The following is a 24,327-nucleotide window of genomic DNA, read 5'->3' as shown; positions in this document are numbered from 1 at the left end:
AACGATCCCTAGCACTAGGGTCCGGACTCAATTGATCCACCAAGTGATCGAGGCGGCGAGGAGGATTCCAGACAGGAAGATGTCTGCTCGCTTGTCGTATCGGGTTGCGATCCGGCGGAAGTCTTTGAGACGGCAGAACATCCGCTCGATGACGTTGCGGCCTTTATAAGCGGTCTTATCGTAGCGATGCGGATGCTTGCGGGTCGGATTTGGCGGGATCACGGCCTTGATGCGGCGTGCGGCCAGTTCGTCTCGCAAACTCTTGGCGTCGTAAGCTCGATCAGCCAACAGGCGACGCGGGCTGCGGACCATGCTGATCAAACCTCGTGCACCAACCAAATCGTGGGTGTTGCCAGGAGTGATTAGGAAGGCAAGCGGACGGCCGATATCGTCGGTCAGCGCGTGGATTTTGGTGGTTTGCCCGCCGCGCGAGCGGCCGATCGCATTGTTGAAGGCCCCCCTTTTGCGCCAGCCGCGGAGCGGTGGGCTTTGATGTAGCTGGAATCAACCGACATCGATCCGTACATGCCGGTCGATCCGGTCAGAGCGTAAAAAATATCCGTCCAAATCCCCTGTCGACTCCAGCGGTTGAAGCGGTTGTAGACCGTCGTGTAGGGGCCATAGACTTCCGGGCAATCGCGCCAACGCGAACCGGATTTCAGCATGTGCATGATGCCGCTGATCACGCGCCTATCATCGACCCGATGCGCTCCCTTACGCCCTCGTGGCAACAACGGCTCGATCCGTTGCCATTCCACATCGCTGAGCCAATAGACCTGCTTTGCCATTCAAGCCTCCCCTTCGCTGAGATGCTTGAATCACAGTCCAATTCCAGATGGAATCCTTATTGAGTACAGGCCCTAATGGTTTCGATCGCTTCCTCGCAAAGGAACTTTTCAACGCGCGGCGCGTCCTTGAGGGATCTTGCTCTTTGTTTTACGTGCGGCGCAACCAATGGGAAAAGCGGCCGCTTATGCGATTTCGGTCGGGATTGTCGGCTTCGGCGCCTGGGTCCTTGTTGCTGGCCTCTACTCAAGCGCACCCGCCTTTTGGATTTGCATCGCCTTCCTCCCCATCGCAGTCGGCGTCTGGAGCGCTTGTGGCGACATTTGAAGGACGTTGGCCCCGATCATGGACCTGACGGCGACCGAACGCGACTTCCTGAATCACCTGGCTTCGGAATCCTGGACCAGCCCGCCGCTGTTTGATCACGAACTCGTCGCGCGCTTGGTCGAGCTTGGGCTGGTCGAGGCCGAAGCACTCGCCTCCGGTGAAGTCGAATACACGATTACCGCGGCGGGCCGCGCTGCCTTGTCCTGATCCGCGCTATCAGGGGAAAAACGCCATTAGGTCAGCCGGTCTGCATTTTCCGAATCGGGCACAAGCCATCATCTGGCGGCTCGATTGCGGAGCACGTAGGTGGGTCGGCTTTCAATTGGTCTTTTGATCGCGACAGGTTTGCTGCTCACCGCTTATTTCGGCTTGTCGGCTTGGCGCATTTCAGACGACCAAGACGTCGACATCACCGGTGGAATTCCGAACGACACATACGGATGGAAGCCGAGATCGGCCAACTAATCGGCCCCTTGCGCTCGCCCTTTGGTTGAGCTTGGATACTGCTCGTGCGCGCAGCGGGCGAGGCGTGATGTCTACGTGGACATTTGCGGGCGTGGCGCTTTGCCTAGGGTGCGTACTCATAAGACCTGCCGCTAGGAGTAGGCGCACCTGATGTCCGCTTGTCCTCCAACAGCGGCGCGAAAGCGGACGTTATCGGAGTTCCGAGAAGGGCCATGAGCAGCCATTCCTTCCGATCCGAGATCACTCTACAAACGCCCTCGGGATTGGCATGATTAGAAGCCAGCCTTGAACGCGCCGGATGCGAGGGAATTTGCGAGCTTCAGTTCGGCCGCGGAAGTTTCATATCTTTGTCCATCGAGCATAATGTCATAGTGATCGCGAATCCAAGGAAGCCGTTTCTCAATTCCCATGGTAATGGCCGTGCCCGTGACCCCGAGCGCATTGAGGGGCCACACACCTGCAGGAACAATCTCCAGGGTCGCACGCACTAGCCTTGCTCCCGGGCCAAATCGTTCCGCAAGATTTTGGGGATCGACCCGTTCCACTGTTTTGGGATCATTAACGTCGCGAAACCCGACCAGCATAGGAAGGCTGCCCAATGGCAGTTCCCGCGTACCTGCTAGATGCTGCACCTGCTTGATGCCTTCCTCGACGGGCCTTGGAAGGCTACCGCCTGGAAAATTAAACGCGCGCAGCACAATCCACTCGGACCCCGATCTAACGTCGGTATCGGCCTTGAGAAGTGCAAACAGCGTACCGCGAGCCCCCAGGTCGAGCACAACGGCTTCGCCCCGATAACCAACGGACAGTTCGTGTTGAGCGGCAATCTCTGGCTGCTTGCTGTAGGTCACCTCTCTGACGCTGGAGGCTGACCTAGGTTGGCCATCTACCTCGGCCTCTAACGTAAGGCGATAGCGCAGCGTTACGCTGGGGAATGCCACCCGATAGGCGAGCTCTGCCGCCCCAATGCTAACAATTGCTATGACGGTCATCCAAAGCAGCTTCTTCATGTCAGGACACGTCGCATGATTGACGGGCTTGACTAGAGCAACCGAAGGTTAAAGTGCAGTTTGCTCAAAAGACGAAACTGTCGAGTGTCCGCTTTCGGGTCAAAAGCGTCAGTTTGGCGCGGGCGCGCGATGTCCGGTCTGGCTCCAACTACGGTCGCGCTGAACGTCGCCTCTACGTTCGCCTAGGGGCCCAACAGTGGAAATGAAGAGCAGGCACGACGATGTAGGCTTATAGCTAACTCGAAATTTCAACGGCGGGCGATGCATACTACCGAGACCACCAACATCCACTTCATAGCCGTTGCCTACGCTAAGCCGCGCAAAAGGAAACGGTAGCGCATCGGCAAAGTTACATTCCGGGAGGCTTGCGCGGGGTGCGGTTAGTTGCAGACCTCTACTGTCCTGCCGGCGGTTGAGTTGCCCCTCTCAATTAATCTGCATCCTGGCGCGACAGGTCGGCAGCCAGCATTGCTGCAGAAGATTTGGCTTGTTGACCTAACCTCTGGCTTCGCGGGCGTAAGTTCATTCCTCTGGCGTTCCGCGTCCCGCTTTGAGACGCTTTCTCGCGTCGCAATCGCCTTCTTCTCTAAATTCTTTTCGCATTCGTTGTCGTCGTTGACGCGATAGCCGGTGCGGCATGCGATCTTCACACAAGCATCGCCATCCGCTTTGAAACCATGATCGCAGACCAGCGGGCACACACGGCCTGACCGGGCTTTGATCGTGTCCAGCGCATCGGTGCTTGCGAGCGCCGCGTTGAGCTTCGTCCCGGCATACTTGTTGAACAGTGTCAGGGAGCGCTGTGACTTGGCGCTCCACTCGCCGCTCTCTGCATCGCCAAGACAGCCGACGCGGCGAAGTTCGGACTGGACTGATTTGGCGAGTTCCTGCGTGGACTGTGCCGGTTCAGGGGACGGTGCGGGAGACGGCAAGGCTGCAACCTTCTGATCGGCGGCCTGCTTGTCGGCAAGAGCCTTTGCAACGGCAGCTTCGATCTCCCTGCGGCGCTGCTCGGCTGCTGCGGCTTTGGTCTCCTCGACCTGCTTGGTCTTCTCGGCGGCGATCCGCGCATCCTCAGCAGCCTTGGCGGCGGCGGCTTTGTCCTGTTCGGTCTTCTTTGCGCGGTCGGCGACGAGCCGGGCCTTTTCATCTTCGGCCTGCCGAGCCTTTTCGACCGCCGCCGCGCGGGCTTCCTCCGCAGCGATCTTGTTGAGTTGCCCCTTGGCAAGGTCGGCGTAGAACCCATCAGCGTATCGGCTCAAGAAGGCTGTCCAGCCGTCGCGGGTGCCCAGTTGCAGGGCAAGCTCATAGTTCCGACGTATGGCGTCATCCGGGCTCGCCTGAAGGCCGGCTGCTGCTACCGGCTTTGCTGGAACGAGCGATACATCATCGCCGCCGAGCGAGCCGTAGACATATGGCTCCTGCTGGTAGCCAGTGTTCTTCAACACATCGTCGCGGACGAACCCGAACGCCTTGCGCAGATCGAGACCGGGCGTTGGCAGCCGCTCGACAAGCGCTGAGGCGAATGGGCTGTTCTTGGAATCGCCATCCGAAGCTGTGGACCCTGCCTTCGCCGCGAACGCAATCATGGTGTTAGGGCTGGTTGGCTCGACCTTCGCAAGGCCGCGTCCGATGGCGCGGGCGGCAACCGTTCGCTTCATGGACTTGGCGAACGGATTGTCCCGGCAAGCGTCCAGAATGATGAGGCGAAGCTGCTTTGCTGGCTCGACGGCGAACAGCGCCCGGTCGAGTGCCACGGCCTCATCGAGAACGTCGCTATCGGTCTCCAGCGCCGCGTCGGTCGGGATGAGATAGTTGGTCCCATCTAACTCCATGCCATGACCGGCGTAGTAGATGACGGCAACTTCAGCATCCCGCACCCGCCCGCCGAAGTCACGTAGGGCTTTGCGCATCTCGGAAGCGTTCAGATCAGTCCTGATGTCTATCCAATCGAACCCGGCTTTTTTGAACATGCCCCCGACTAGGGCGGCATCGTTCGCGGGATTGGAAAGCTTTGGCACGCTCTTATAGGCCGAGTTCCCGATGACTAGCGCGATACGGCGCTCAGCGTGGGCAGTGCCGCACATCAGCCAGATGGAAACGAACAAACAAAACCAACGAAAAGCGCCCATTCCAGTCCCCGACAATATGTGCGCAGCCTATGCACAGACTGCTCAAAGGCAAGCGTGGCTTATGTGATATTTGTCACACTCAGCACGTTCAGAGGATCGGCTTTGCTTCAGAAGCGCAAACGTCTGCATTGAATCAAACCCCCCGGTCCTGTCATCGCTCGCAAGTACGTGTTCAATCGTCTCAAAGAGGACGCGGGATTGGAAGGGCTTCGAGCTGGAAATGACCAGCCTCACTAGCCGAGGAGGTCAACATGACCGATACCCAAGCACCAATCCCTGCCGTGTCGAAACACGCTCCTTGGAACAAGGGGAAGATCGTCGGCGCAAAGCCGCCGCTCCGTCCGAAGCACGTCTGGTCAATCCGAACCAAGCTCCAGGTCGAAGGCCGAATGCGAGATCTGGCGCTGTTCAATGTCGCCATTGACAGCAAGCTGCGCGGCTGCGACGTCGTAGCCTTGAAAGTCGATGATCTTGCGCCGGGCGGATATGCGGCCGATCGCGCGACCGTCCGACAAAAGAAGACCGGCCGGCCAGTCAAATTTGAACTGACGGAATCGGCCCGGCAGGCAATCGATGATTACCTGCGGGTTACTGGCAAAAAGTCGGGAGAATACCTGTTCACTGGCCGGCAGCGGACTGGACATATGACGACCCGCCAGTATGCCCGACTCCTATCTCACTGGATCGCTGACATCGGACTGGACCCGCACCTGTTCGGGACGCATTCCCTTCGCCGAACAAAGGCGACCTTGATCTATCGCCGAACCGGCAACCTGCGAGCCGTACAGCTTCTTCTGGGGCATACCAAGATCGAGAGTACCGTTCGATATCTCGGCATCGAGGTCGACGACGCCCTCGCGATAGCAGAACAAGTTGACGTCTGACTTCGGGGGCACAGCAGACGTGCTCTGCGCTGCCCTCACAGACGGCTCCGGGCCAAAAGCAGCCATCGTCGGCCTTGGGAGCGATCAAGCAAAAGCGATGATGTCCACGAGATAGTGTGCGAGCGCGACCGGCCATAGCGCACCTGATCGCCGAAACATCAGCATAAGCAGGCAGCCGATCATCGTCGCGAGAAGAACGTTCCCAAGCCCGGCCCACCAATGATAGGCACCGAAGAGAACTGACGTGACAAGGATGGCGAACATCCCATCACCTACATAGGGCTGCAATGCGGCCCGGAGATATTGCCGGAATATGATTTCCTCGCTGACAGCAACCAACGCCAAGCCGAATATGAGGTCGAATGCGTTTAGCCAGCCGGTCGGATGCGGATACACACCGAGCACCGTTGTGGGGAATGCCGCATTGATAAGACGTCGCGGCCACTGGCTCAGACGCTCCAGAAGCGAAACTCCAGCAATCCAAAAGCCAATTTCAAAGAGGGATATATGGCGCTCGCTCCTTCGGAAAGCTGCCACTCGCCCAGAGGGGACGACGGCTAGGATGGCTAGTGCAGTGATGCGCCCGGCATAGTCCCACGCAAGCCAGCTCAACGCATGATGCTGATGCAGCCGCATAACTTGGGACGCAACGAGCGGCACGAGGGCAGCAGTGAACCACCAAATGAGTGGAAGTCTAAAAGCGCCATTGTTCTTAAGCCCACTAGCTAGGTCCAAGGTATGTCCTTTGATGTTGAGCCAGTAGATTGCTTACAGTTTGAGCCTAGGCAACTTGGAGCGAACCGTCCATTGCTGCTTGGCCGGGTGCTGCCCTTGGCAGACTGCTTCACCCTAGTCGGCTCATCTACCGGAATCAGATGTTACGGCTCTCCGAGGGAGGGTCAGCAACGGGCCAAGAGGCGACATCGCAAGATCATGTGTGAAAGAGCAGGCGACCGACCGCGCCTCAGTCTTCAGATTTGCTTGACACCGGAGTGAGCACTAATCCTTGTGGCTCCAACGCGATCAGTTTTCCATGGTCGAACACGTCAAAGGCAACATGAATATCAGCGCGGTTACCCTCGATATCTTCAACGACTACCCGATAAGAGCGGGCGAGATTGCTTAAGAGGACCCCTCGAAACAGAAAGCGAAAGTAGTTGGACGAGCGTGTCACCGAGATGATCCGTAACCCACGCTGCTCGGCGAAATCGTCAATCGCAAGTCGATGCGCGGGTATATCTCGTACAAAACGCCAGTAAGAAAAGACGGCAGCAGTGCAAATGAACAATAGAAAAAACGCCCATCTATCCATTTCAAATCGACAACCTGTGACTTGGCTTAATGGTGGCCTCTATATCTTTTTGCTACCTCTATAGGTATCGCGACATTGCTACAACCTCACGAGAAGCGCAAGAGGAGGTCCGCGCTGGGTCAAAAGCAGCGGTGGACGCCAAGTTGGATCGGCGTCCGGTTTGCCCCTGACAACCGACATGACACGCGCTCAATCGACCTTCGAAGGGCCAACCCACCTCTCTGATTTTGAAGTCGCAACCATCCTCGCCGAGGTCTTTGAATCCTTCGGAGAGAACTCGCCAACGGACGAACAGCCTTTTGGCAATCGTATCGCCGACTATTCGGTGGCGTGCGAGAGCAACTGTTGCGTAAAGGTTTGTCGGAGCGGCTCGACCGTGGCTTTCGACCGTGGCTTTTGGCGATGCATGCAAAAACGTACGCCTCTTCAATGCAGTTTGGAGGAGTGGATATCCTCTGGCTAATGATGGGTGTGTGCCAGACAATTGTACCACTCGCCCTTTGAGCCGAAACATCAGTGCGGTTGGCTCTGGGAGGCCAAAGTGGCCAGGGGTTTTCGTTTCCGCAGGTATTTGGATGCGGCGAATTGCGAGGCTGTTCACATGTCCAGACCCGACAACATGCTATTGTCGGTGCGGTCCGGTCGAACTGTTCGTTTGAATGGCTCCAATAGGATTAAGTAGGACGAGCAAATGTTCGGCTTGGATGCGCTGAAGCTGTTCGTGCACACAAGGGTCCTGCCATGGAAATCGGGACTTGGCTGAAAGGGCTGGGCCTGGGACGACATGAGTCCCTGTTCATCGCGAACGCCATAGATTGCGATGTGTTGCCGCAATTGACAGAAGTCGACTTCGAAAAGGTTGGCATCCCACTCGGCGATCGGAAGCGCCTCATGAACGCGATCGGTGCGCTTCCCTCCAGCCTTCCCTCCGCTGTCGTGAATACTGCAATTGCGCAATACGCGGAACGGCGGCACCTCACCGTAATGATCTGTGACTTGGTCGATTCGACCGCCCTGGCCGCACGCCTTGACCCGGAAGATATGGGCGCCGTCATCGATGCCTACCACGCTGCTTGTGCTCGTATCACGCGCTCCTATGACGGCTTTCTCGCCGACTTTCGCGGAGACGGCATTCTTGCTTATTTCGGCTATCCTATTGCGCACGAGGACGATCCCGAACGAACCGTAAGAGCTGCTCTGGATATCATTGCTGCTGTCGCACGGCTTGAAACCCGCGCAGGAGAACCACTCGCGGTGCGTATCGGCATCGCTACCGGCATGGTGGTGGTCGGCGACCTGGGCGGCGAGGGCAAACTTCGGGAACACTCCGTGGTTGGGGGTGCTCCTAATATCGCGGCTCGCGTGCAAGCCTTGGTCGAGCCGAATACGGTGGTCATCGCCGACTCCACCCGTCGTCTCCTTGGCGATATCTTTAGTCTTCGCGACCTTGGCGCCCACCACCTCAAAGGCATCAGCGAGCCGGTGAGCGCGTGGGCCGTCCAGGGCGTCTCGGCTTCCGAGAGCCGCTTTGACGCGGTGCGTCCGACAGAACTCGCCCATCTCATCGGCCGCGATCCCGAGTTGGAGTTCTTGTTGGAACGTCAACGTTTGGCTCGCACGGGCGAAGGCCAGATCGTTCTCATCTCCGGCGAGGCGGGTATCGGGAAATCGCGCTTAGCAGCGGCTCTGGCTGAACGCGCAGCTAGGCAACCGCCATTTGTGCAATTCCGTTATCAGTGCTCTCCTTACCACGCCAACAGCGCACTTCATCCCGTGGTCGAGCAGTTGGAAAGGAGCGCCGGGTTCAAGGCGGAGGATCCCCTCGAGACACGGCTTGACAAGCTGGAGGCGCACCTCTCGTTGAGAGCGCCGCAAGTTCAGACGGTAGTGCCACTTTTTGCCGAGCTGCTATCGATCCCGTTCGCGGGCCGTTATCCAACACCGCAGCTAAGCCCCGCCCAGCAGCGTCGCCGCACACTTGCCGCGCTGCTCGATCAATTCGAGAGCCGTTCCCGCAAACAGCCCATCCTGTTACTTATCGAAGATGTTCAGTGGGCCGACGACACCACCCTCGAATTGCTCGACCTCATCGTAGAGCGAGCCCGACAGTTGCCTATCCTTGCGCTGGTTACCTTTCGACCAGACTTTGAGCCTCCATGGACCGGTCTTGCAAATGTCGGAAGCCTCGTTCTCGGACGGCTCAACCCAGATGATGTCAAAGGTGTTGCCACGCAGGTGGCCAATGGCCGAGCGCTTCCGGCCGACGTGATGAAACAGATTGTAACAAAGACTGACGGGAATCCACTCTTCGTGGAGGAACTCACCAAGGCTGTTCTCGAAGCAGGCATTCTGATTGAATATCAGGATCGCTATCAGCTCGGAGGACCGTTACCGCCCTTTGCCATCCCGGAAACCCTTCACGACTCCCTGATGGCGCGGCTCGACCGCCTGCACTCGGTGAAGGAGATCGCCCAGATTGGCGCCACCATCGGTCGCGAGTTTTCTTATTCCTTGATGCTGGCTGTGGTCCCTCGAGAGGAAACACGGTTGCAGCATTCCCTCACCGAACTCGAGGAGGCCGGGCTTATTTTCCGCGAAGGTGACCTGCCGGATGCCATTTATAGCTTCAAGCACGCATTGGTGAGGGATGCGGCTTATCAGAGCCTGCTGAAGACACGGCGGCGGCAACTCCATGCGCAAATAGCGCGCGTGCTAGAGGAAGGGTTCCAGGATGCCGTCCTAAACGACCCTGAAATCCTCGCGCACCATTTCACCGAAGCCGGTTCGCTTGAGAAGGCTACGGACTATTGGCTCAAGGCCGGAAAGCGCGCGCTCGGGCGCTCCTCCAATGCCGAGGCTGTAAAACACCTCACGCGAGGAATGGAGCTGACCCAGCAACTGCTCAGCTCGCCGCAACGCGATCGCAAAGAACTGGATTTCTATCTGGCCCTTGGTCCTGCAGTCGCCGCAACTGAGGGCGATGCCGCGGCTGAAACGTCGCGGGTCTTCTCACGGGCTCGCGCGCTGCTAGGCGAAAGTGTCAGTCTAGAAGAACGGATGACGATCCTGTGGGGCAACTACCTAGCCCACAGTATGCGCGCTGAGTATAGCTCAGCGCTGGAGGATGCCCGGCACGGCCTCGCGTTGGCCGCAGAGCATGATCATCCCGGCGTGGCCGTCCTAGCCACACGTTTCATTGGACAGACACTGCATCTCACGGGTGCCTTCGCCGACGCACGCGAACACCTCGAGCGCGCTCTCGTACTATGCTCAACCAATCCAGCCACGATCTCGACCTATCGCCGCTTCGGAGTCGATGACGCGGTGAACAGCCTGGCGTGGCTCTCGACGACGCTATTGGTCCTTGGCTTTCCTAAACAGTCTACAACAATCGTCGAGCGCACTGAAACTCTCGCTCGAACGAGAGAACAAAGCTTTACGACGGCCCTGGCCCTGGGGAACATAGTCGTTTTGGGCACAATCGGCGGCGACGCAAAGCGCGCTTTGGCTCACGCCGACGAAGCGATATCGCTCAGCACTGAGCATGAATTTGCGGCAATTGAACGAAGAGCACGTTTTTTCCGCGGAGCACTATTAGCCCAAGGAGGGGATCTTCAAGTCGGGATCGAACTGATGCGCGCCGCTTTGACGGCAACTTACCAAAACTCTGACCGGTGTCGCCGCACTCTCTATTTGGGCCATCTCGCCTTCGCTCATGCCCAGCTCGGAGAGCTTGAAGTTGGACTTCGCCTGCTGGACGAAGGCGTTCAGCTGGCCGAAACAACAGGGGAAAGGTTCTTTGAGGCCGAGTTGTATCGTCTTCGGGGCAACATCAACCTAAGACTCGGCAGACGTGACCAGGCAGAGGCCGCCCTGCAGCGAGCCGTGGCGATTGCGCGGCAACAACAAGCTCGCTGGTGGGAGTTGCGTGCCTCGATCTGTCTCGCGCGGCATTGGAGTAACGAAGGCAGATATTTCGAGGCTAGGTCCCTCTTAGAGCCGATATACACTTGGTTCACCGAAGGTCGGGATACCCCCGATCTGAAAGACGCTAGAATTCTCGTGGACGAACTACGCTCAGTTTCATGAATGAAAGATGAGCCCGACCGTGGCAGCTGCTAGCCAGCACCGCTCAACATCATGCCTGACGCAAATTGATCAGCGTCCGATCAACGCCTGCCCTTCGCCCGCTTTCCGGACCTGCCACCTGTTCGCTCAAGCTTGCTAAGAGCGCTCTCGACATCCTTGATTGCCTTCTTGAGTTGCTTCTCGCGCTTTCCAAGAATGCTCTTGAGTTGTCTTCGCTGCTCGGCGCTCAATGTCGTAAAATCGATCACCTTCGTAAACGCGATGAAGGCCATTGCTTACCTCCCGATGGTGGTGGTCGTTAGGCCGTGATCAGCATGTGCAAGGCAGTGAACTAGATATTCTCCAATATCACCGAACTATAGTCAAACGGCAATTCTTCCAGAAATACTCGATCGGCCTTCTGACCCACGGAGTCCACCGTGGTGAGCGCGAGAAAAAGAGGTAGCATCAGACATCTCGTTACCACGCCGTCGTTATTTCACTTCCGCTTTTTGTTCTTGAGCCGCGCTGGTCGCGAGGTGCGCTTCGTGCGACCGAGTCGGGAAGACCCTACAGTCGAAGATTTCTCGTGGGGCCTTGATCTCTGCAACAAGCCGCGGAGGGTGGCAAATTGGCGTTGATCCAGCTGATTGGCGAAGCTCTCGAAATCAGCGGCGTCACCGCCAAGCTGGCTCAGCCAGACGAAGGCACTGTCCAAGGTGCGCAACTCAGGCGTCTGGTATGACAGCAGATCTCGGTAGTAAGTCGCCGACTCCTCGCAAAACAAGTCACGCGCGATGCCATTTACGAGCCGCCGCACTCCATATTTTATTCCCGTGATGGCCGCTCCTGATATTCCATGGCTCAGCATCGCCCCGAACGTAAAGTTGTGTAGCCCTCGCAGATATGGAGCGGCGCCGCGGTGCCGCTCCGTGAATTCAAAGCCTTGGCCCAAATAGGGATAGCGCCCGAGTGCCTCGTTTTCCTCGCCCGATGGAGGCGTGAAGCGGTCCCGCCAAAGGGCAATTTGTTCAAAAAATAGGGCGAGCTCGGGACGCGCCGAGAGATCCACCTCAACGCCGCTCGCAAAAATCATGAAGTCGAATTCAAATCTGCGATTGCTGCTTCGAACCCTCGCACTACCGCCAGCTTCGTCGATGAAGTTCCATCCGCAGTCGGGGTGCCAGGCGAAATTCTCGAACTCGCGGCATCGCCAATAAGCGTCTTGTGTGGGCGGGACCGAAAGCTCCTCAAGAATGTGGCGTATGAATCGCCAGCGGTCCAAGTCCGTCAGCTCGCCGAAGTGGCCCAACATACCGGAAAAATTCATCCAAGTGAGTGGGTTGACCCGCGGCATCTCCGAACGGCGGAAGCAAAGGTCTACTCGCGCGGCGCCCGCCTCAAGTGCGAGAGCTGCGTTGTCAAAGGCCGACGCCCCGGCACCAAGGATGCCAATGCGTTTTCCTGTAAGCTTGCGAAAATCGATATCATCGGCGGAATGTGCATAAAGATCTGCTGACAAATGAGCGACCAGAGACTTAGGAGCGCCCCACCTGCCACTTCCCTCAAAGCCTGTCGCAAGAATGATCTTTCTTGCATACACCCGCTCAATCCCTTCGGAACGACGGAGATGGGCAAGGAAGATGCCATCCGCCGGCTCAATCAACATTAGTTCGACCTCGTTCTCAATCGGGAGATCCAGGACGTCTCGGTACCAATCCAGATACGAGCGCCATACCTCCAGAGGGAGGGTATCTATGCGCCCCCATGCTCGCCGCCCAAATTTTTCCTCGTACCACGCCCGCACCGTTAGACTCGGGACGCCGAAATCAATTCCAGTCACCTCCTTCGGCGTGCGCAACCGTTCCATCCGAGCGAAACTGCGCCAAGGTCCTTCGAAACCGCGTTGACGACGATCGATGATCCTGAAGTTTGTTATGCGCTCAAGCCTTAAGCCGAACGCGATTCCCAGTCCGCTCTGTCCAGCGCCGACAATCAGCACGTCCAGAACCGGTACTCCGTCTATAAATCGCGGGACGGTCCACTCCCGAGCCGGATAGTCCAAATACGTCAGATCGCGGCGAACGCGCTTCGTGAGTTGGGAGACGCTCATGGGACATTCCTGCCGCTGCGCTCTTGCTAAAAATGATCTTTGCCGTTCGGCTTAATTCTGTCCCATTATCACAGGTATGAGTGCAGAAAAATCAACCGCCCGACCGCCCATTGGGTTCGCGCAGACCGATTTTGGCCCCGAACACAGCGGTCTATTTTTCTAGCGCTCACTCAAATGCTGATCGCCTGACGACCGAGCTATCATTTGCCTCCGATCGTGAGACACGCAACATCGACAATCACCGCGCTTATCGGTGACGATTGGAGCGTCAACCGACTGAAAGACTTAGGCTAGCTTGCCATCAGGTAGCGCCATAGCGGAACGCCTAGCTGCGGTCCTGACGAAGTCCCCTGCCCGCCCAACCGACGTAGTGCCGAATTTGCGCGGGTCCATTCGTAGCTCGTCACCGTAGCATTTTACGCGAGCTCAGCGCGGATCGTCAGAATTTGCATTGAGTTCAACTTCTTGGCTAGCGTTGTTCGGAGGAGCGGTGATCCTCCCAGCGCAGAACTCTGGCGAGGCGCCTCCAAGTTACAGGTCAAGATGCAAACCCTTTCCCCGTCACCTGACTCTCAGGCCCTCGACGCTTCTCGGGACGCAATTCACTTCCATCTCGATGGCCAACGCCGGTCTTCAATGGATTTTTCTTGATCTCCCGGTGCACACGTCGTGCACACACCGCCTTCTAACCGATTGAAAAACTTGAATTCTCGCTCCAATCCATCATGGGCAAGTTTGAGCCAATTGCAGCCAAGCTGAGCAAGGGTAATACCACTTTGCGCCAAGCGTGCCCTCCCCGCGAGGTCACGTTTCGAGCCTTAGCAGGGTCTGGCATTGGGATAGCCAAATCGGTCCTCTCCCAGCTCCAAAGACTGTGGCTTAAGGATAGAGCTTGCCGGGATTCATAATCCCGCCGGGATCGAGGGCGCGCTTGATCGCCTTCATCAGCGCGACGCCCTCGCCGTGCTCGGTCTCCATGTGGACGACCTTGTGCAACCCGACGCCGTGCTCGCCAGAGCAGGTGCCGCCCATCCCGATCGCCCGCCGCGCGGTGCGGAAAGCGAGCGCTTCGGCACGTTTGGTCTCGTCGGCATCTTTGGGGTCGAACAGGATACCGAGATGGAAATTGCCGTCACCGACATGGCCGACGATCGGCGCGGTCAGACCGGAGGCGACGATATCCGCCTTGGTCTCGAGCAGGCAGGCCGGCAGCGTCGAGATCGGCACGCAGGCGTCGGTGCCCATGTTGTTCTTGCCGGGGCTCAGCGCCATTACCGCTTGATAGGAATTGTGGCGCGCCTTCCAGAGGCGGTTGCGATCCTCGGGGCGCTCGGCAAACTGGAATTCGCCGCCGCCGTGGTCCGCGGTGATCGCCTGCATCATCTCGACCTCCTCCCGCACGCCGGCCGGCGTGCCGTGGAATTCGAGGAACAGCGTCGGCGTCTCGAGATAGTTGAGCTTCGAATAGCGGATCGCGGCCCGCATCTGCACCTCGTCGAGCAGCTCGATGCGCGCCATCTTCAGATTGGACTGGAGCGCCGCCACGACCGCGGCGACCGCACCTTCGAGCGAGGCGAACTGGCAAACGGCGGCGACGATCGTCTCCGGCACCCCGTAGAGCTTGAGCTGGATCTCGGTGATGACGCCGAGGGTGCCTTCGCTGCCGACATAGAGGTGAGTGAGATCGAGACCGGCGGAGGATTTGCGCGCCCGGCTGCCGGTACGCACGATGCGGCCGTCGGGCGTGACCACGGTGAGGCCAAGAATGTTCTCGCGCATCGTGCCGTAGCGCACGGCGTTGGTGCCGGAGGCGCGCGTCGAGGCCATACCGCCCATCGAGGCGTTGGCGCCGGGATCGACCGGAAAGAACAGGCCGGTGTCGCGAATCTGTGCGTTGAGGGCTTCGCGCGTGACGCCGGCCTGGACCCGGCAATCGAGGGAGTCCGGCGAGACGTCGAGGATCTCGTCGAAGCGGCCCATGTCCAAAGACACACCGCCGGCGAGCGCGGCAAGCTGGCCTTCGAGCGAGGACCCCGCGCCAAACGGCGTCACCGCGACCCGATGCTCGTTGCAGAGCGCGAGGACGAACGCGACCTCTTCGTTGGTCTCGGGGAAAGCCACGAGATCGGGCACCCCCGCCGCCGGCAGGCCCTCACCATGGCTGTGCTGGTCGAGCACCGCCTGCGTGGCCGAGACGCGCGCGCCAAGGCGCTCGGCGAGCCGCGTCCTGACCTCGGTGATGGTCCCGAGCGCCGGGCGCGGCAGGGCATGGACGTTCATGTCGGCCTCCTTTTTCTCCCTGCCCCCATCTGAACGACGGTGGCGCGCGTTTCAAGCCGCGACGGCGATCAGCAGGCGCGAAAAAGCGAGCATGCCGGGATCATCGAGCCCGATAGTGCGCTCACCGAACATGCGGGCGCGGCCGAGCTTGTTCGGCCGGTCGCGGAACGCCGCGAGCGTTTCACGGGCGGCGTTCTGTGCGGCTTCAGAAGCCTCATCGCGCGTCCGGCACGCATCGAGCGCAACCGCGGCCGCGTCGATCATGTCGACCACCGTCTTGTCGCCGAGCCTCGCGCCGCCGCGCGCCATCATCTGATCGCGGACCGAGGCCAGCAGCGGCGCCAGCTCGTCCCAGCCGATTTTGCTGCGTCCCTTCGTTGCCTTCGCAAGCGTCATCATCGCAACTGTCACCAGCGTTCCCAGGCTGGACCCGGTGCCGCTGGCACAAGCTTTGGCGCAGGCCTGAAAGACGTTGCCGATATCCGTCTCCTGGCCGGGAATGGCAGCGGCAACGGCCTCGAACAGGCGGCGCAGCATCACGCCGGTGTCGCCGTCACCGATCTTGCCGTCGGCAGCGTTGAGGTCGTCCTGCGCAAGCGCGGCCGCCTCCTTTGCGCGGATGGCCGCTTGGCGCAATGTACTCGCTGTGATCGCCACGTCACACCCTCCAGAACGGGCAGGCGCAGGGCCCGGCCAGAAGCTTCTCATGCTCGGCATCGAGGTGAATCATGCTGATCGACAGCCCCGCCATCTCCATCGAGGTCACGTAGTGCCCGACCAGCGGGCGCACGATAGTCAGGCCTTGGTTCTTCAGGAGCACGGCAACGCGGCGATAGACGATGAACAGTTCCTCCAGCGGCGTCGCGCCGAGACTGTTGACCAGCACGGAGACACGCTCCGACTTGTGAGCGACAGGATCCGCAAGCAGGCGCCGCACCATCTCGTCGGCGATCTCATCCGCCGGCCGCAGCCGGTCGCGCCAGATGCCGGGCTCGCCATGGATGCCCATGCCCAACTCGATCTCGTCCGGCCCTAATTCAAAAGTCGGCTTCGCCGCACCAGGGATCTGGCAGGGCGACAGCGCAACGCCGATGGTGCGGCAGGCATCGACGGCGGCTTGCGCCGTGGCGGTTACGTCAGCGAGACCCGCGCCGGTGTCCGCCTTCGCGCCCGCAATCTTATAGGCATAGATGATACCCGCCACGCCGCGGCGCTTGGCGCTGTCCTCTGGTGCTGCCGAGGCGATGTCGTCGGTGCCGCGCACCGTCGTGGTCTCGATGCCGTCCATCTCGACCATTTCGCCGGCGAGATCGAAATTCATGCGGTCGCCGCCATAATTGCCGTAGAGCCGCAGCACCCCGCGTCCGCCGTCGGCCGCCTGGATTGCCTGCACGCATGAATCGACGGACGGTCCGGCGAACACGTCGCCGATCGCGCAGGCGTCGAGCAGGCCGTCGCCGACATAACCGGTGAACAACGGCAAGTGTCCCGATCCGCCGCCCGAGACGATTCCGACCTTGCCGTTCCTTGCTCCCCCGGCGCGATGCACGACGCGGCCATCGTGGACGAGCGAGGGATGGGCCGCAACCAGCCCAGCCAGCATCTCGTCGACGAAGGCGTCGGGTGAATTCATCAACTTCTTCATTGGACAGCTCCAGCGACTACAACTGCACGGCAAAGCCGTGCCTGCTCACGACGTCGCTTGTCGCCATGAGCATCGATTCAGGTTCAGAGGTCTATTCCGCCGCCTCGCCCTGGCCGAGATAGGCGCCCATCAAACGGGGATCGCGCGCGACCTCGGCGGCACTGCCCTCGGCGACGATGCGGCCCGAGCTCAGCACGTAGCCGCGATGCGCGACCGACAGCGCCATGCGCGCGTTCTGCTCCACCAGCAGGATCGCCGTTCCCTGCCGGTTGACCTCGACGAGCTTGCTGAAGACCTGCTCGACCAGCAGCGGCGCCAGCCCCAGCGACGGCTCGTCGAGCAGCAGCAGGCGCGGGCGGCTCATCAGCGCGCGCGCGATCGCGAGCATCTGCTGCTCGCCGCCGGAGAGCGAGAAGGCGAGCGAGGCCGACAGACGCCTGAGATTGGGGAACAGCTCGAGCATTTCCTCGATGAGCCGGGCAAGCTCCGCATGCGGCCGGCCATAGGCGCCAATCTTGAGATTCTCGATCACGGTCAGGCCGCCGAACAGGCGACGGCGTTCGGGCACCAGCGCGAGGCCCATGCCGACCAGGCGTTCGGTCGGCTCCTTCGTCAATTCATGGCCGGCAAACCGCACCGAACCGGACGCCTGCGCAAGACGCGCGATTGCCTTCAATGTCGAAGACTTGCCGGCGCCGTTGTTGCCGAGCAGCGCGACGAACTCGCCGGTGCCGACGTTGAGCGAGACTTTGCGAACGGCTTCGATATCACCGTAGCGGACGGTGAGATCGGCGACTTCGAGCAGCGGTGCGCCGGTGCCCTCGGCCGCGCGGCCGACTTGCGTATGAAGCTCCGCCTCACGGTCGGCGCGGCCGAGATAAGCCTCGATCACGGCGTCGTTGCTCTGAATCTCCGCCGGTGATCCTTCAGCGAGGACTTTGCCGAAGTTTAGCACGGTGATGCGGTCGGCGAGCGTCATCACGACCTCCATCTCGTGCTCGATCAGCAGGATGGTCATGCCGCGCGCGTGCATCTGGCGGATCACCTCGATCAGGCGCGCGGTCTCGGCGTGGTTGAGGCCGCCATGCGGCTCGTCGAGCAACACCAGACGCGGCTCTAGCGCCAGCGCCTTGGCGATTTCGAGCAGGCGACGCTGTCCCTGCGGCAACGACGCCGCGCTCGTATCGGCGACATCAGCGAGGCCCACGAACTGGATGATCTCCTCGACTCGGCGCGCGTTCTCCTGGTCGAAGCGCCAGGGATGCGACCGGCCGTGCCGCGCGGCGAGCACGTTCTGGCGCACAGACATCGAGGCGAACAGGCGGGTGTTCTGGAACGTGCGCGCGAGCCCCATCGCCGCAAGCTGGTGCAGCGGCTTCGACGTCACGGCGGCGCCCGCGAAGCGCACCTCGCCTTCGGTCGGGACGTAAATGCCGCTGATAATGTTGAACAGCGTGGTCTTGCCCGAGCCGTTCGGTCCGATGACGGCGTGGATCGTTCCTTGCGTGACCGAAAGCGAGATGCCTTCAAGCGCGGTCAGACCGCCAAAGCGCTTGGTGACGCCAGTGAGTTCAAGCAGCGCGTTCATGATGCGTTACATCCGATCGTGCGAAGGATTTCTCGCGCCGGCGCAGGCCGCGGAAGGCGGAAAGGACCAGTCCGGAAAGCCCCGCGGGAAGGAACGTGATCACGAGGATGACCATCACGCCGAACACCGCGAAGTAATATTCCTGCATGAAACGCAGCAGCTCCGGCACGAAGGTGTAGAGGATCGCGCCTAACACGGCGCCGAGCGGGCTGCCGAGGCCGCCGACGACGGCCATGGCGAGGTAGGAGAAGGTCGACTGCCAGGAGAAGACGTCGGGACTGATATAACCACGCAGCAGCACGTAGCAGATGCCGGCGAGCCCGCCATAGGCCGCCGAGATCACGAACAGCATGATCTTGAGCCGCGAGATATCGACGCCGACCGCCTGCGCCGCGAGCGGATCGTCGCGCAGCGCGCGGATGCGTAAACCGAGCGGACCATTGGCGATCCAGACCTGGAGCAGATAGGCGATAGCGACGACCGTGAGCAGTACCCACAGCATCTTGTCATTCTCGCCGGCAAGCCCGATGCCAGGGATCGCGGTGATGCCGTTAGCGCCGTTGGTAAGGCCTTCCCAGTTCACCAGCAGTCGCTCGACGATCAGCGCGAAGGCAAGCGTGCACAACGCGAGGTAATGACCCTTCAGGCGCAAGGTCGGCCAGCCAAGCGCCATCCCGACCGCGGCAGAGAGCGCGATCGCGCCGATAGCGGCAACGGGCACCGGCATGCCGGCGGCCTGGAGCAACGTGAAGGCGTAAGCGCCGATGCCGAAGAAGGCGCATTGCGCTAGCGACATCTGGCCGCCAAAGCCGAGAATGAAATTGAGCCCGAGCACCAGCAGGATGTTGATCAGGGTCACGTCGGCGACCTGGAGGTAATAGACCGACAGGAACCGCGGCAGCAGCAGGCCGCAGAGGATCGCGGTCGCGATCACCAGGATCGCGAGCGTCCGCATCGTTAATGAGTTTGTCTCGGCGGGCATCAGGGACGCTCCAGTTCGAGTTCGCCAAAGAGGCCCTGCGGGCGGAACATCAGCACCGCGATCAGCACGCCGAACGCGATGACGTCGATATATTCCGAGGAGATGTAGAAGGAGCCGGCCGACTCGATCACGCCGAAAGCGAGACCGCCGACCAGCGCGCCGGGGATCGAGCCGAAGCCGCCCAAAATAGTCGCCGCGAAGGCACGGAGTGACAGGTTCACGCCCATGTCGGACGACACATAAGAGAGCGGCGCGATCAGCCACCCTGCGAGCGCCGCAAGCATCGTGGCATAAGCGAAGATGAAGGCGATGATGCGCGCGGTCGGAATGCCCATCAGCCTCGCGGCCTCCGCGTCCTGCGCGGTGGCGCGCATCGCACGGCCGAGCGCGGTGTGCTGGAACAGCACATGCTGGATCGCCATCATGGCCGCGAGCGCCGCCAGGATGACGAGATATTGCGCGTAGATCGTCGCGCCGAACAGATGCACCGAGGTCGTGCCGAGGGGACCTGCGAAATTGAGTGGCTGCGGTCCCCAGATGATCACAGCGATGTTTTGCAGCGCCATGGACAGACCTAGCGTCGCCACGATCGCCGACAATTGCGGCGCGTTGCGCAGGGGATGGTAGATGCCCCAAGCGAGCCCGGCGCCGAACAGCCCGAGGATAACCAACATGGCGACGAGGTTGAGCCAGAGCGGCATGCCGAGCCGGTTGGCGAGCCAGCCGACCGAGACGAAGGCACCCAGCATCACGAGGTCGCCTTGCGCGAAATTGACCAGGGAGACCGCGTTCCAGATCAGCGTGTAGCCGAGCGCCACCAGCGCATAGGCCGCGCCGACCGCCAACCCCACCAGCACGATTTGAATGAACGTCTGCAACATCGCATGATCCTATCGCGAGCGCCGGCAGCCGGATGTCCGGAGGCCGACAGGCGCGTCAGCTGGTGATGACCTTGACGATCTCCGGCTTGCCGCCGGCGACCTTGGTGATGATGCCGGAATGGGTCATGTCGCCATTGTCGGTCCAGCCGTAGCGGGTGACGATGCCCTGGAAGTCGCGGATTTGAGTGAGCGCCTGCTGGATCGCTTCGCCCGAGATGGTGTCGGCACGCTCCATCGCCGCGATGATCAGCCTGGCCGCATCATGGTAGACGGTGGCGTAGAGCTCCGGCTCGTCGCCGGGATAAGCAGTTGAGTAGAGCTTCTTCCAGGCCTGCACGCGCGCGTCGGGATTGTCCTTGACGAATTCGCCGATCGCCATGCAGCCGTCGGCGCCCTCACCGGCGAGGCCGAGGAAGATCGGCTGCGAGAACGAGGTATTGCCGGCGATGCCGAACTTGACACCGAGCGTCTTGCTCTGCTTGGCGATCAGCCCGGCCGGCTGGTCGTCGGTCCAGACGATGATGCCGTCGACATTGGCCTGCTGGAAGGCAAGGATCTGCGAGGTGAAGTCCTTGGTCGCGTCAGTATGCGCCTGCACCAGTACGGGCTCGACATTGCGCTTGGCGAGCGAGGCCTTCACCACGGCGATGCCGGACTGGCCGAACGCGGTGTTGACGTAGCCGAGCCCGATCTTCTTCCATTGCAGATCCTCGGTGACGTATTTGACCAGGAGATCCGCTCCGACCGCGTCGTTGAGGCGTACGCGAAACACCCAGGGGCTGCCCTGCTGGGTGACGACCGGACCGGTCGCGCCAGTCAGGGCCGGAATCTTGTATTTTCCGAGCAGCGGCACGTTCGGCAGAATGCCGGGCGTGTAGTGCGGGCCGACCAGCGCCACGACCTCGTCCTGCGTCGCGAGCTTGGTCACGGCGTTGGCCGCCGCGGTCGGGTTCGGACCCAGATCGTCGGCAATCCGCACGTCGATCATGCGGCCCTTGATACCGCCCTTATCGTTGACCTGCTTCACCGCAATGGCAACGCCGTTCTTCATCCACTGGCCATTCTGCGCGAACTGGCCCGTCATCGGGCCGGAGATGCCGAGGCGGATGGGATCGGCCGCATACGCGCGGCCGAGGATGGCCGGCGTGGCGAGCGGTGCGAGCGCGATCGCCTTGATCAGACTGCGTCGAGAGACGTGCACCATGAATTTCCTCCGATGTTTTGGTGAGAGCCCACCTCGATCGGGCGGGTGATTTCGAAAGGTGGAAGCGAGCTCAGGCCCCAGCGCGAAGCGGGCGGAGACCGAAGGTGCAGGCGGCCGAGAACAACGCCATCGCGGCCATGTAGAAGGCGACCCAGGAGGGCGAGCCATATGCGGCAAGCAGCGCCGTCGCGATCAGCGGCGACAGACCGCCGCCCAGGATCGGACCGAGCTGCTGCACCAGCGACAGGCCGCTGTAGCGGATGCGCGCGGGGAACAGCTCCGAGAAATAGGCGCCTTGCGCGCCATAGACTGAGCCGTGGCCGAGCGCGAGACCGAGCGCAATCGCAAGCCAGATCATGCCGGTATGCCCGGTGTTCAGCATCTGGAAGAACACCAGCGCGAGCGCGACCTGGAACAGCATGCCACCGAGATAGACCGCGCGGCGGCCGATCCGGTCCGACAGCGCACCAAAGAAGGGCAGCGTCAGACATTCCAGCGCACAGCCGACGAGAACGCCGTTGAGGATGGTCTGGCTAGGCAGACCGAGCTTAGTCTTGCAATAGGTGATCGCGAACACGGCGTAGATGTTGAACAGCCCGCTCTCGGCGATCTTGGCGCCGATGCCGAACAGGATGTTGCGCGTGTGGTTACGCACAGCCTCGACCACCGGCACGCTGGCGGTGCCCTCCTCGTTCAGCACGCGCTCGAACGCGGGCGTCTCGGAGATGCGGAAACGGATGAAGATTCCGATGCCGACGAGGACGATCGAGAACAGGAACGGAATCCGCCAGCCCCAGGCGAGGAAATCTGGCTCGCTCATCGAGGTCGAGAGAAGTCCGAGCAGCGCGATCGGGATCAGAAAGCCGGCGGGCACACCGACATGGACGAGCGAGGAGAAGAAGCCGCGGCGGTCAGCGGGTGCATGCTCGACGGTCATGGTCATGCCGCCACCGTACTCGCCGCCGATGCCGATGCCCTGGAGCAGACGCAGTCCGATCAGGCAGATCGGCGCGAGCACGCCGACCTGCTCATAGGTCGGCATGAAGCCGATCAAGAACGTGCCCAAACCCATGATCAGGATGGTGAGGAGCAATGCCGTCTTGCGGCCGACGCGATCGCCGAAATGGCCGAACAGCACGCCGCCGAGCGGCCGCGCGCAATAGCCGACGAAGAAAGTCGCAAAGGCGAGCAGCGAGCCGACCAGGGGATCGGTGCTGGGAAAGAAGATCTTGTTGAACACGAGCGCGGTCGCGGTCGCATACAGCGTGAAGTCGTAATACTCGATCATGTTGCCGATGGCGCTCGCCACCGCAACCTTGCGGATGTCGCTGGATTGCCGCGCCTTGATCGCGGCGGCGGATTGTTGATCTGCGACCCTGCCGGCCCCGATCGACCCAACCATTTCGCTCATGACGTTACCTCCGGCTTCAGCAGAGAAATACCCCGCTTGGACTTTTGTCCGTATTGCGGACATCATGAGCAGCGACTTATCCCGTATGTCAAGAGATTTTTCACCCCGACTTGCTATCCACTGCAATTTATAGCGCTCATTTCCTAATGCATGACCGAGGTTACTTGACGGCTTGCGATCATTTGTCGTATTGGATTGTCCACATTCCGAACAATCAAAGGAGGATAACGTGCCAGCAAAGATCACCGGAATCATTCCGCCGCTCACGACGCCGTTCGACCAGAACGGAGACATCGACGAGAAGGCGTTTCGCCGCCAGGTGAAGTTTCTGCTCGAGAAGGGCGTGCATGGCGTCTGCGTCGGTGGCAGCACCGGCGAAGGCCACACACTCACCGCCGACGAATTCCGCCAACTGATCGAGGCCTGCGCGGAAGAGCTGAACGGCAAGGTCCCGCTCGTCGCCGGCATTATCGCCAACTCGACCCGTGAGGCCATTGCGCGTGCCCGTGCCATCGAGCACGTCAACGTCGCCGCGCTCCAGATCACGCCGGTGCATTATCTGTTCAAGCCGGACGAGGATGCGACCGTCGGCCACTTCAAGACACTGTCGGAAGGGGTCAAGCAGCCGGTCATCATCTACAACGTCGTACCGTGGAACTATCTGAGCCCGGCGCTGCTCCTGCGCATCATGAACGAGCTGCCGGGCGTCATCGGTGTCAAGCAGAGCGCCGGCGACCTCAAGCTGATGGCCGATTTGCTGCTCGACGTGCCCGCCGGGAAGGTGGTGCTGACCGCGGTCGACGCGCTGCTCTATCCGTCCTTCGCGCTCGGCGCGCATGGCACGATCGCGGCCAATCCGGCCGCCGTGCCCGGCGCCTGCGTCGCACTGTGGAACGCCGTCCAGCGCGGCGACCACACCACCGCGCTCGAGATCCACAAGCGCCTGCTGCGGTTCTGGAACACCATCGTCGGCGACAATCTGCCGGCATGCGTCAAGCATGCCCTCACCCTCCAGGGTTCGCCGAGCGGCCTGCCGCGGCAGCCGATGCCGGCGCCGACCAGCCGGCAGAAGGAAGCAATCGCAGCAGCTCTCAAGCCGCTGATGGAGCTCGACGGCGGCGTGAGGCTCGCCGCAGCCGAGTGAGCATTCGACATCGGGCGCGGCCGCATTGCCGCCGCGCCCGATTCCGTCTAAGTCGGGTGAAGATCGCGGCTTGCGCTTCGTAAGGCCGCGTCGCC

The 24,327-nt window shown here is 60.8% G+C and carries 19 protein-coding genes; 4 read left to right on the top strand and 15 right to left on the bottom strand.

What is annotated here, in order from left to right; genetic code table 11:
* Positions 1–27: 27 nt before the first annotated feature.
* A protein-coding gene (locus ACLFLU_RS17170; protein WP_426413340.1) for an IS5 family transposase occupies positions 28–788 on the bottom strand; the annotation gives its coding sequence in 2 pieces (ribosomal slippage) (positions 28–459 and positions 462–788; 759 coding nt in all).
* Positions 789–1,131: 343 nt separating this feature from the next.
* Between ACLFLU_RS17170 and ACLFLU_RS17165 the strand changes: the two genes are divergently transcribed.
* Positions 1,132–1,320 carry a hypothetical protein gene (locus tag ACLFLU_RS17165; RefSeq protein ID WP_426413339.1) on the top strand — a complete coding sequence of 63 codons (189 nt, stop codon included), beginning with the start codon at positions 1,132–1,134 and terminating at the stop codon, positions 1,318–1,320.
* 530 nt (positions 1,321–1,850) lie between these two features.
* Here the strand turns inward: ACLFLU_RS17165 and ACLFLU_RS17160 are convergent.
* Together ACLFLU_RS17160 and ACLFLU_RS17155 are read right to left on the bottom strand one after the other, a co-directional pair.
* Positions 1,851–2,588, bottom strand: coding sequence for a hypothetical protein (locus tag ACLFLU_RS17160; protein ID WP_426413338.1), 738 nt, complete (start codon positions 2,586–2,588; stop codon positions 1,851–1,853).
* Between the two features lie 380 nt (positions 2,589–2,968).
* Positions 2,969–4,720 (bottom strand): caspase family protein, encoded by a 1,752-nt coding sequence (locus ACLFLU_RS17155; RefSeq protein ID WP_426413337.1) that lies wholly within the window; start codon positions 4,718–4,720, stop codon positions 2,969–2,971.
* A gap of 251 nt (positions 4,721–4,971) precedes the next feature.
* On the opposite strand from ACLFLU_RS17155, the gene ACLFLU_RS17150 reads away from it, so the two are divergent.
* The gene (locus ACLFLU_RS17150; RefSeq protein ID WP_426413336.1) at positions 4,972–5,604 is read left to right on the top strand and encodes a tyrosine-type recombinase/integrase; all 633 of its coding nucleotides are present in this window, start codon (positions 4,972–4,974) and stop codon (positions 5,602–5,604) included.
* 84 nt (positions 5,605–5,688) lie between these two features.
* On the opposite strand, the gene ACLFLU_RS17145 is transcribed toward ACLFLU_RS17150, so the two are convergent.
* Together ACLFLU_RS17145 and ACLFLU_RS17140 are read right to left on the bottom strand one after the other, a co-directional pair.
* Positions 5,689–6,339 (bottom strand): CPBP family intramembrane glutamic endopeptidase, encoded by a 651-nt coding sequence (locus ACLFLU_RS17145; protein ID WP_426413335.1) that lies wholly within the window; start codon positions 6,337–6,339, stop codon positions 5,689–5,691.
* Between the two features lie 229 nt (positions 6,340–6,568).
* A complete protein-coding gene (locus ACLFLU_RS17140; RefSeq protein ID WP_426413334.1) occupies positions 6,569–6,916 on the bottom strand; it encodes a hypothetical protein in 348 nt (115 codons plus the stop codon).
* 741 nt (positions 6,917–7,657) lie between these two features.
* Between ACLFLU_RS17140 and ACLFLU_RS17135 the strand changes: the two genes are divergently transcribed.
* Complete coding sequence (locus ACLFLU_RS17135) at positions 7,658–11,005, top strand: AAA family ATPase (protein WP_426413333.1); 3,348 nt, start codon at positions 7,658–7,660, stop codon at positions 11,003–11,005.
* Positions 11,006–11,085: 80 nt separating this feature from the next.
* Here the strand turns inward: ACLFLU_RS17135 and ACLFLU_RS17130 are convergent, their stop codons facing one another.
* The 10 genes from ACLFLU_RS17130 to ACLFLU_RS17085 form a co-directional block, all read right to left on the bottom strand.
* The gene (locus ACLFLU_RS17130) at positions 11,086–11,277 is read right to left on the bottom strand and encodes a hypothetical protein (RefSeq protein WP_426413332.1); all 192 of its coding nucleotides are present in this window, start codon (positions 11,275–11,277) and stop codon (positions 11,086–11,088) included.
* 206 nt (positions 11,278–11,483) lie between these two features.
* Positions 11,484–13,097, bottom strand: a complete 1,614-nt coding sequence (locus tag ACLFLU_RS17125; RefSeq protein ID WP_426413331.1) for an NAD(P)-binding domain-containing protein — start codon at positions 13,095–13,097, stop codon at positions 11,484–11,486.
* 879 nt (positions 13,098–13,976) lie between these two features.
* Positions 13,977–15,377 (bottom strand): FAD-binding oxidoreductase, encoded by a 1,401-nt coding sequence (locus ACLFLU_RS17120; RefSeq protein WP_426413330.1) that lies wholly within the window; start codon positions 15,375–15,377, stop codon positions 13,977–13,979.
* 51 nt (positions 15,378–15,428) lie between these two features.
* On the bottom strand, positions 15,429–16,034 hold the full coding sequence (locus ACLFLU_RS17115) for a dihydroxyacetone kinase subunit L (protein ID WP_426413329.1): 606 nt from the start codon (positions 16,032–16,034) through the stop codon (positions 15,429–15,431).
* A gap of 1 nt (position 16,035) precedes the next feature.
* Entirely contained in the window at positions 16,036–17,022 is a 987-nt protein-coding gene (locus ACLFLU_RS17110) for a dihydroxyacetone kinase subunit DhaK (protein ID WP_426413328.1), read from the bottom strand.
* Positions 17,023–17,113: 91 nt separating this feature from the next.
* Positions 17,114–18,610, bottom strand: a complete 1,497-nt coding sequence (locus ACLFLU_RS17105) for an ATP-binding cassette domain-containing protein (protein ID WP_426413327.1) — start codon at positions 18,608–18,610, stop codon at positions 17,114–17,116.
* A complete protein-coding gene (locus tag ACLFLU_RS17100) occupies positions 18,594–19,592 on the bottom strand; it encodes a branched-chain amino acid ABC transporter permease (RefSeq protein ID WP_426413326.1) in 999 nt (332 codons plus the stop codon). The genes ACLFLU_RS17105 and ACLFLU_RS17100 overlap by 17 nt, the downstream gene beginning before the upstream one ends.
* Entirely contained in the window at positions 19,592–20,473 is an 882-nt protein-coding gene (locus ACLFLU_RS17095) for a branched-chain amino acid ABC transporter permease (RefSeq protein WP_426413325.1), read from the bottom strand. The genes ACLFLU_RS17100 and ACLFLU_RS17095 overlap by 1 nt, the downstream gene beginning before the upstream one ends.
* Before the next feature lie 55 nt (positions 20,474–20,528).
* Positions 20,529–21,677 (bottom strand): ABC transporter substrate-binding protein, encoded by a 1,149-nt coding sequence (locus ACLFLU_RS17090; RefSeq protein WP_426413324.1) that lies wholly within the window; start codon positions 21,675–21,677, stop codon positions 20,529–20,531.
* A 70-nt stretch (positions 21,678–21,747) separates the two neighbouring features.
* Entirely contained in the window at positions 21,748–23,088 is a 1,341-nt protein-coding gene (locus ACLFLU_RS17085; protein ID WP_426413323.1) for an MFS transporter, read from the bottom strand.
* Between the two features lie 229 nt (positions 23,089–23,317).
* Between ACLFLU_RS17085 and ACLFLU_RS17080 the strand changes: the two genes are divergently transcribed.
* Complete coding sequence (locus tag ACLFLU_RS17080) at positions 23,318–24,232, top strand: dihydrodipicolinate synthase family protein (RefSeq protein WP_426413322.1); 915 nt, start codon at positions 23,318–23,320, stop codon at positions 24,230–24,232.
* The last annotated feature ends 95 nt before the right edge of the window (positions 24,233–24,327 follow it).

The sequence above is a fragment of the Bradyrhizobium ganzhouense genome (assembly GCF_049949285.1).
Taxonomy (GTDB): Bacteria; Pseudomonadota; Alphaproteobacteria; order Rhizobiales; family Xanthobacteraceae; genus Bradyrhizobium; species Bradyrhizobium ganzhouense.
This window is presented reverse-complemented; position numbering and strand designations above follow the sequence as displayed.

Excerpts from the sequence above, each read along its gene's own strand:
- ACLFLU_RS17165 (WP_426413339.1), top strand. The coding sequence starts at position 1,132 with ATGGACCTGACGGCGACCGAACGCGACTTCCTGAATCACCTGGCTTCG.
- ACLFLU_RS17160 (WP_426413338.1), bottom strand. The coding sequence starts at position 2,588 with ATGAAGAAGCTGCTTTGGATGACCGTCATAGCAATTGTTAGCATTGGG.
- ACLFLU_RS17155 (WP_426413337.1), bottom strand. The coding sequence starts at position 4,720 with ATGGGCGCTTTTCGTTGGTTTTGTTTGTTCGTTTCCATCTGGCTGATG.
- ACLFLU_RS17150 (WP_426413336.1), top strand. The coding sequence starts at position 4,972 with ATGACCGATACCCAAGCACCAATCCCTGCCGTGTCGAAACACGCTCCT.
- ACLFLU_RS17140 (WP_426413334.1), bottom strand. The coding sequence starts at position 6,916 with ATGGATAGATGGGCGTTTTTTCTATTGTTCATTTGCACTGCTGCCGTC.
- ACLFLU_RS17135 (WP_426413333.1), top strand. The coding sequence starts at position 7,658 with ATGGAAATCGGGACTTGGCTGAAAGGGCTGGGCCTGGGACGACATGAG.
- ACLFLU_RS17130 (WP_426413332.1), bottom strand. The coding sequence starts at position 11,277 with ATGGCCTTCATCGCGTTTACGAAGGTGATCGATTTTACGACATTGAGC.
- ACLFLU_RS17125 (WP_426413331.1), bottom strand. The coding sequence starts at position 13,097 with ATGAGCGTCTCCCAACTCACGAAGCGCGTTCGCCGCGATCTGACGTAT.
- ACLFLU_RS17120 (WP_426413330.1), bottom strand. The coding sequence starts at position 15,377 with ATGAACGTCCATGCCCTGCCGCGCCCGGCGCTCGGGACCATCACCGAG.
- ACLFLU_RS17110 (WP_426413328.1), bottom strand. The coding sequence starts at position 17,022 with ATGAAGAAGTTGATGAATTCACCCGACGCCTTCGTCGACGAGATGCTG.
- ACLFLU_RS17105 (WP_426413327.1), bottom strand. The coding sequence starts at position 18,610 with ATGAACGCGCTGCTTGAACTCACTGGCGTCACCAAGCGCTTTGGCGGT.
- ACLFLU_RS17100 (WP_426413326.1), bottom strand. The coding sequence starts at position 19,592 with ATGCCCGCCGAGACAAACTCATTAACGATGCGGACGCTCGCGATCCTG.
- ACLFLU_RS17095 (WP_426413325.1), bottom strand. The coding sequence starts at position 20,473 with ATGTTGCAGACGTTCATTCAAATCGTGCTGGTGGGGTTGGCGGTCGGC.
- ACLFLU_RS17090 (WP_426413324.1), bottom strand. The coding sequence starts at position 21,677 with ATGGTGCACGTCTCTCGACGCAGTCTGATCAAGGCGATCGCGCTCGCA.
- ACLFLU_RS17085 (WP_426413323.1), bottom strand. The coding sequence starts at position 23,088 with ATGAGCGAAATGGTTGGGTCGATCGGGGCCGGCAGGGTCGCAGATCAA.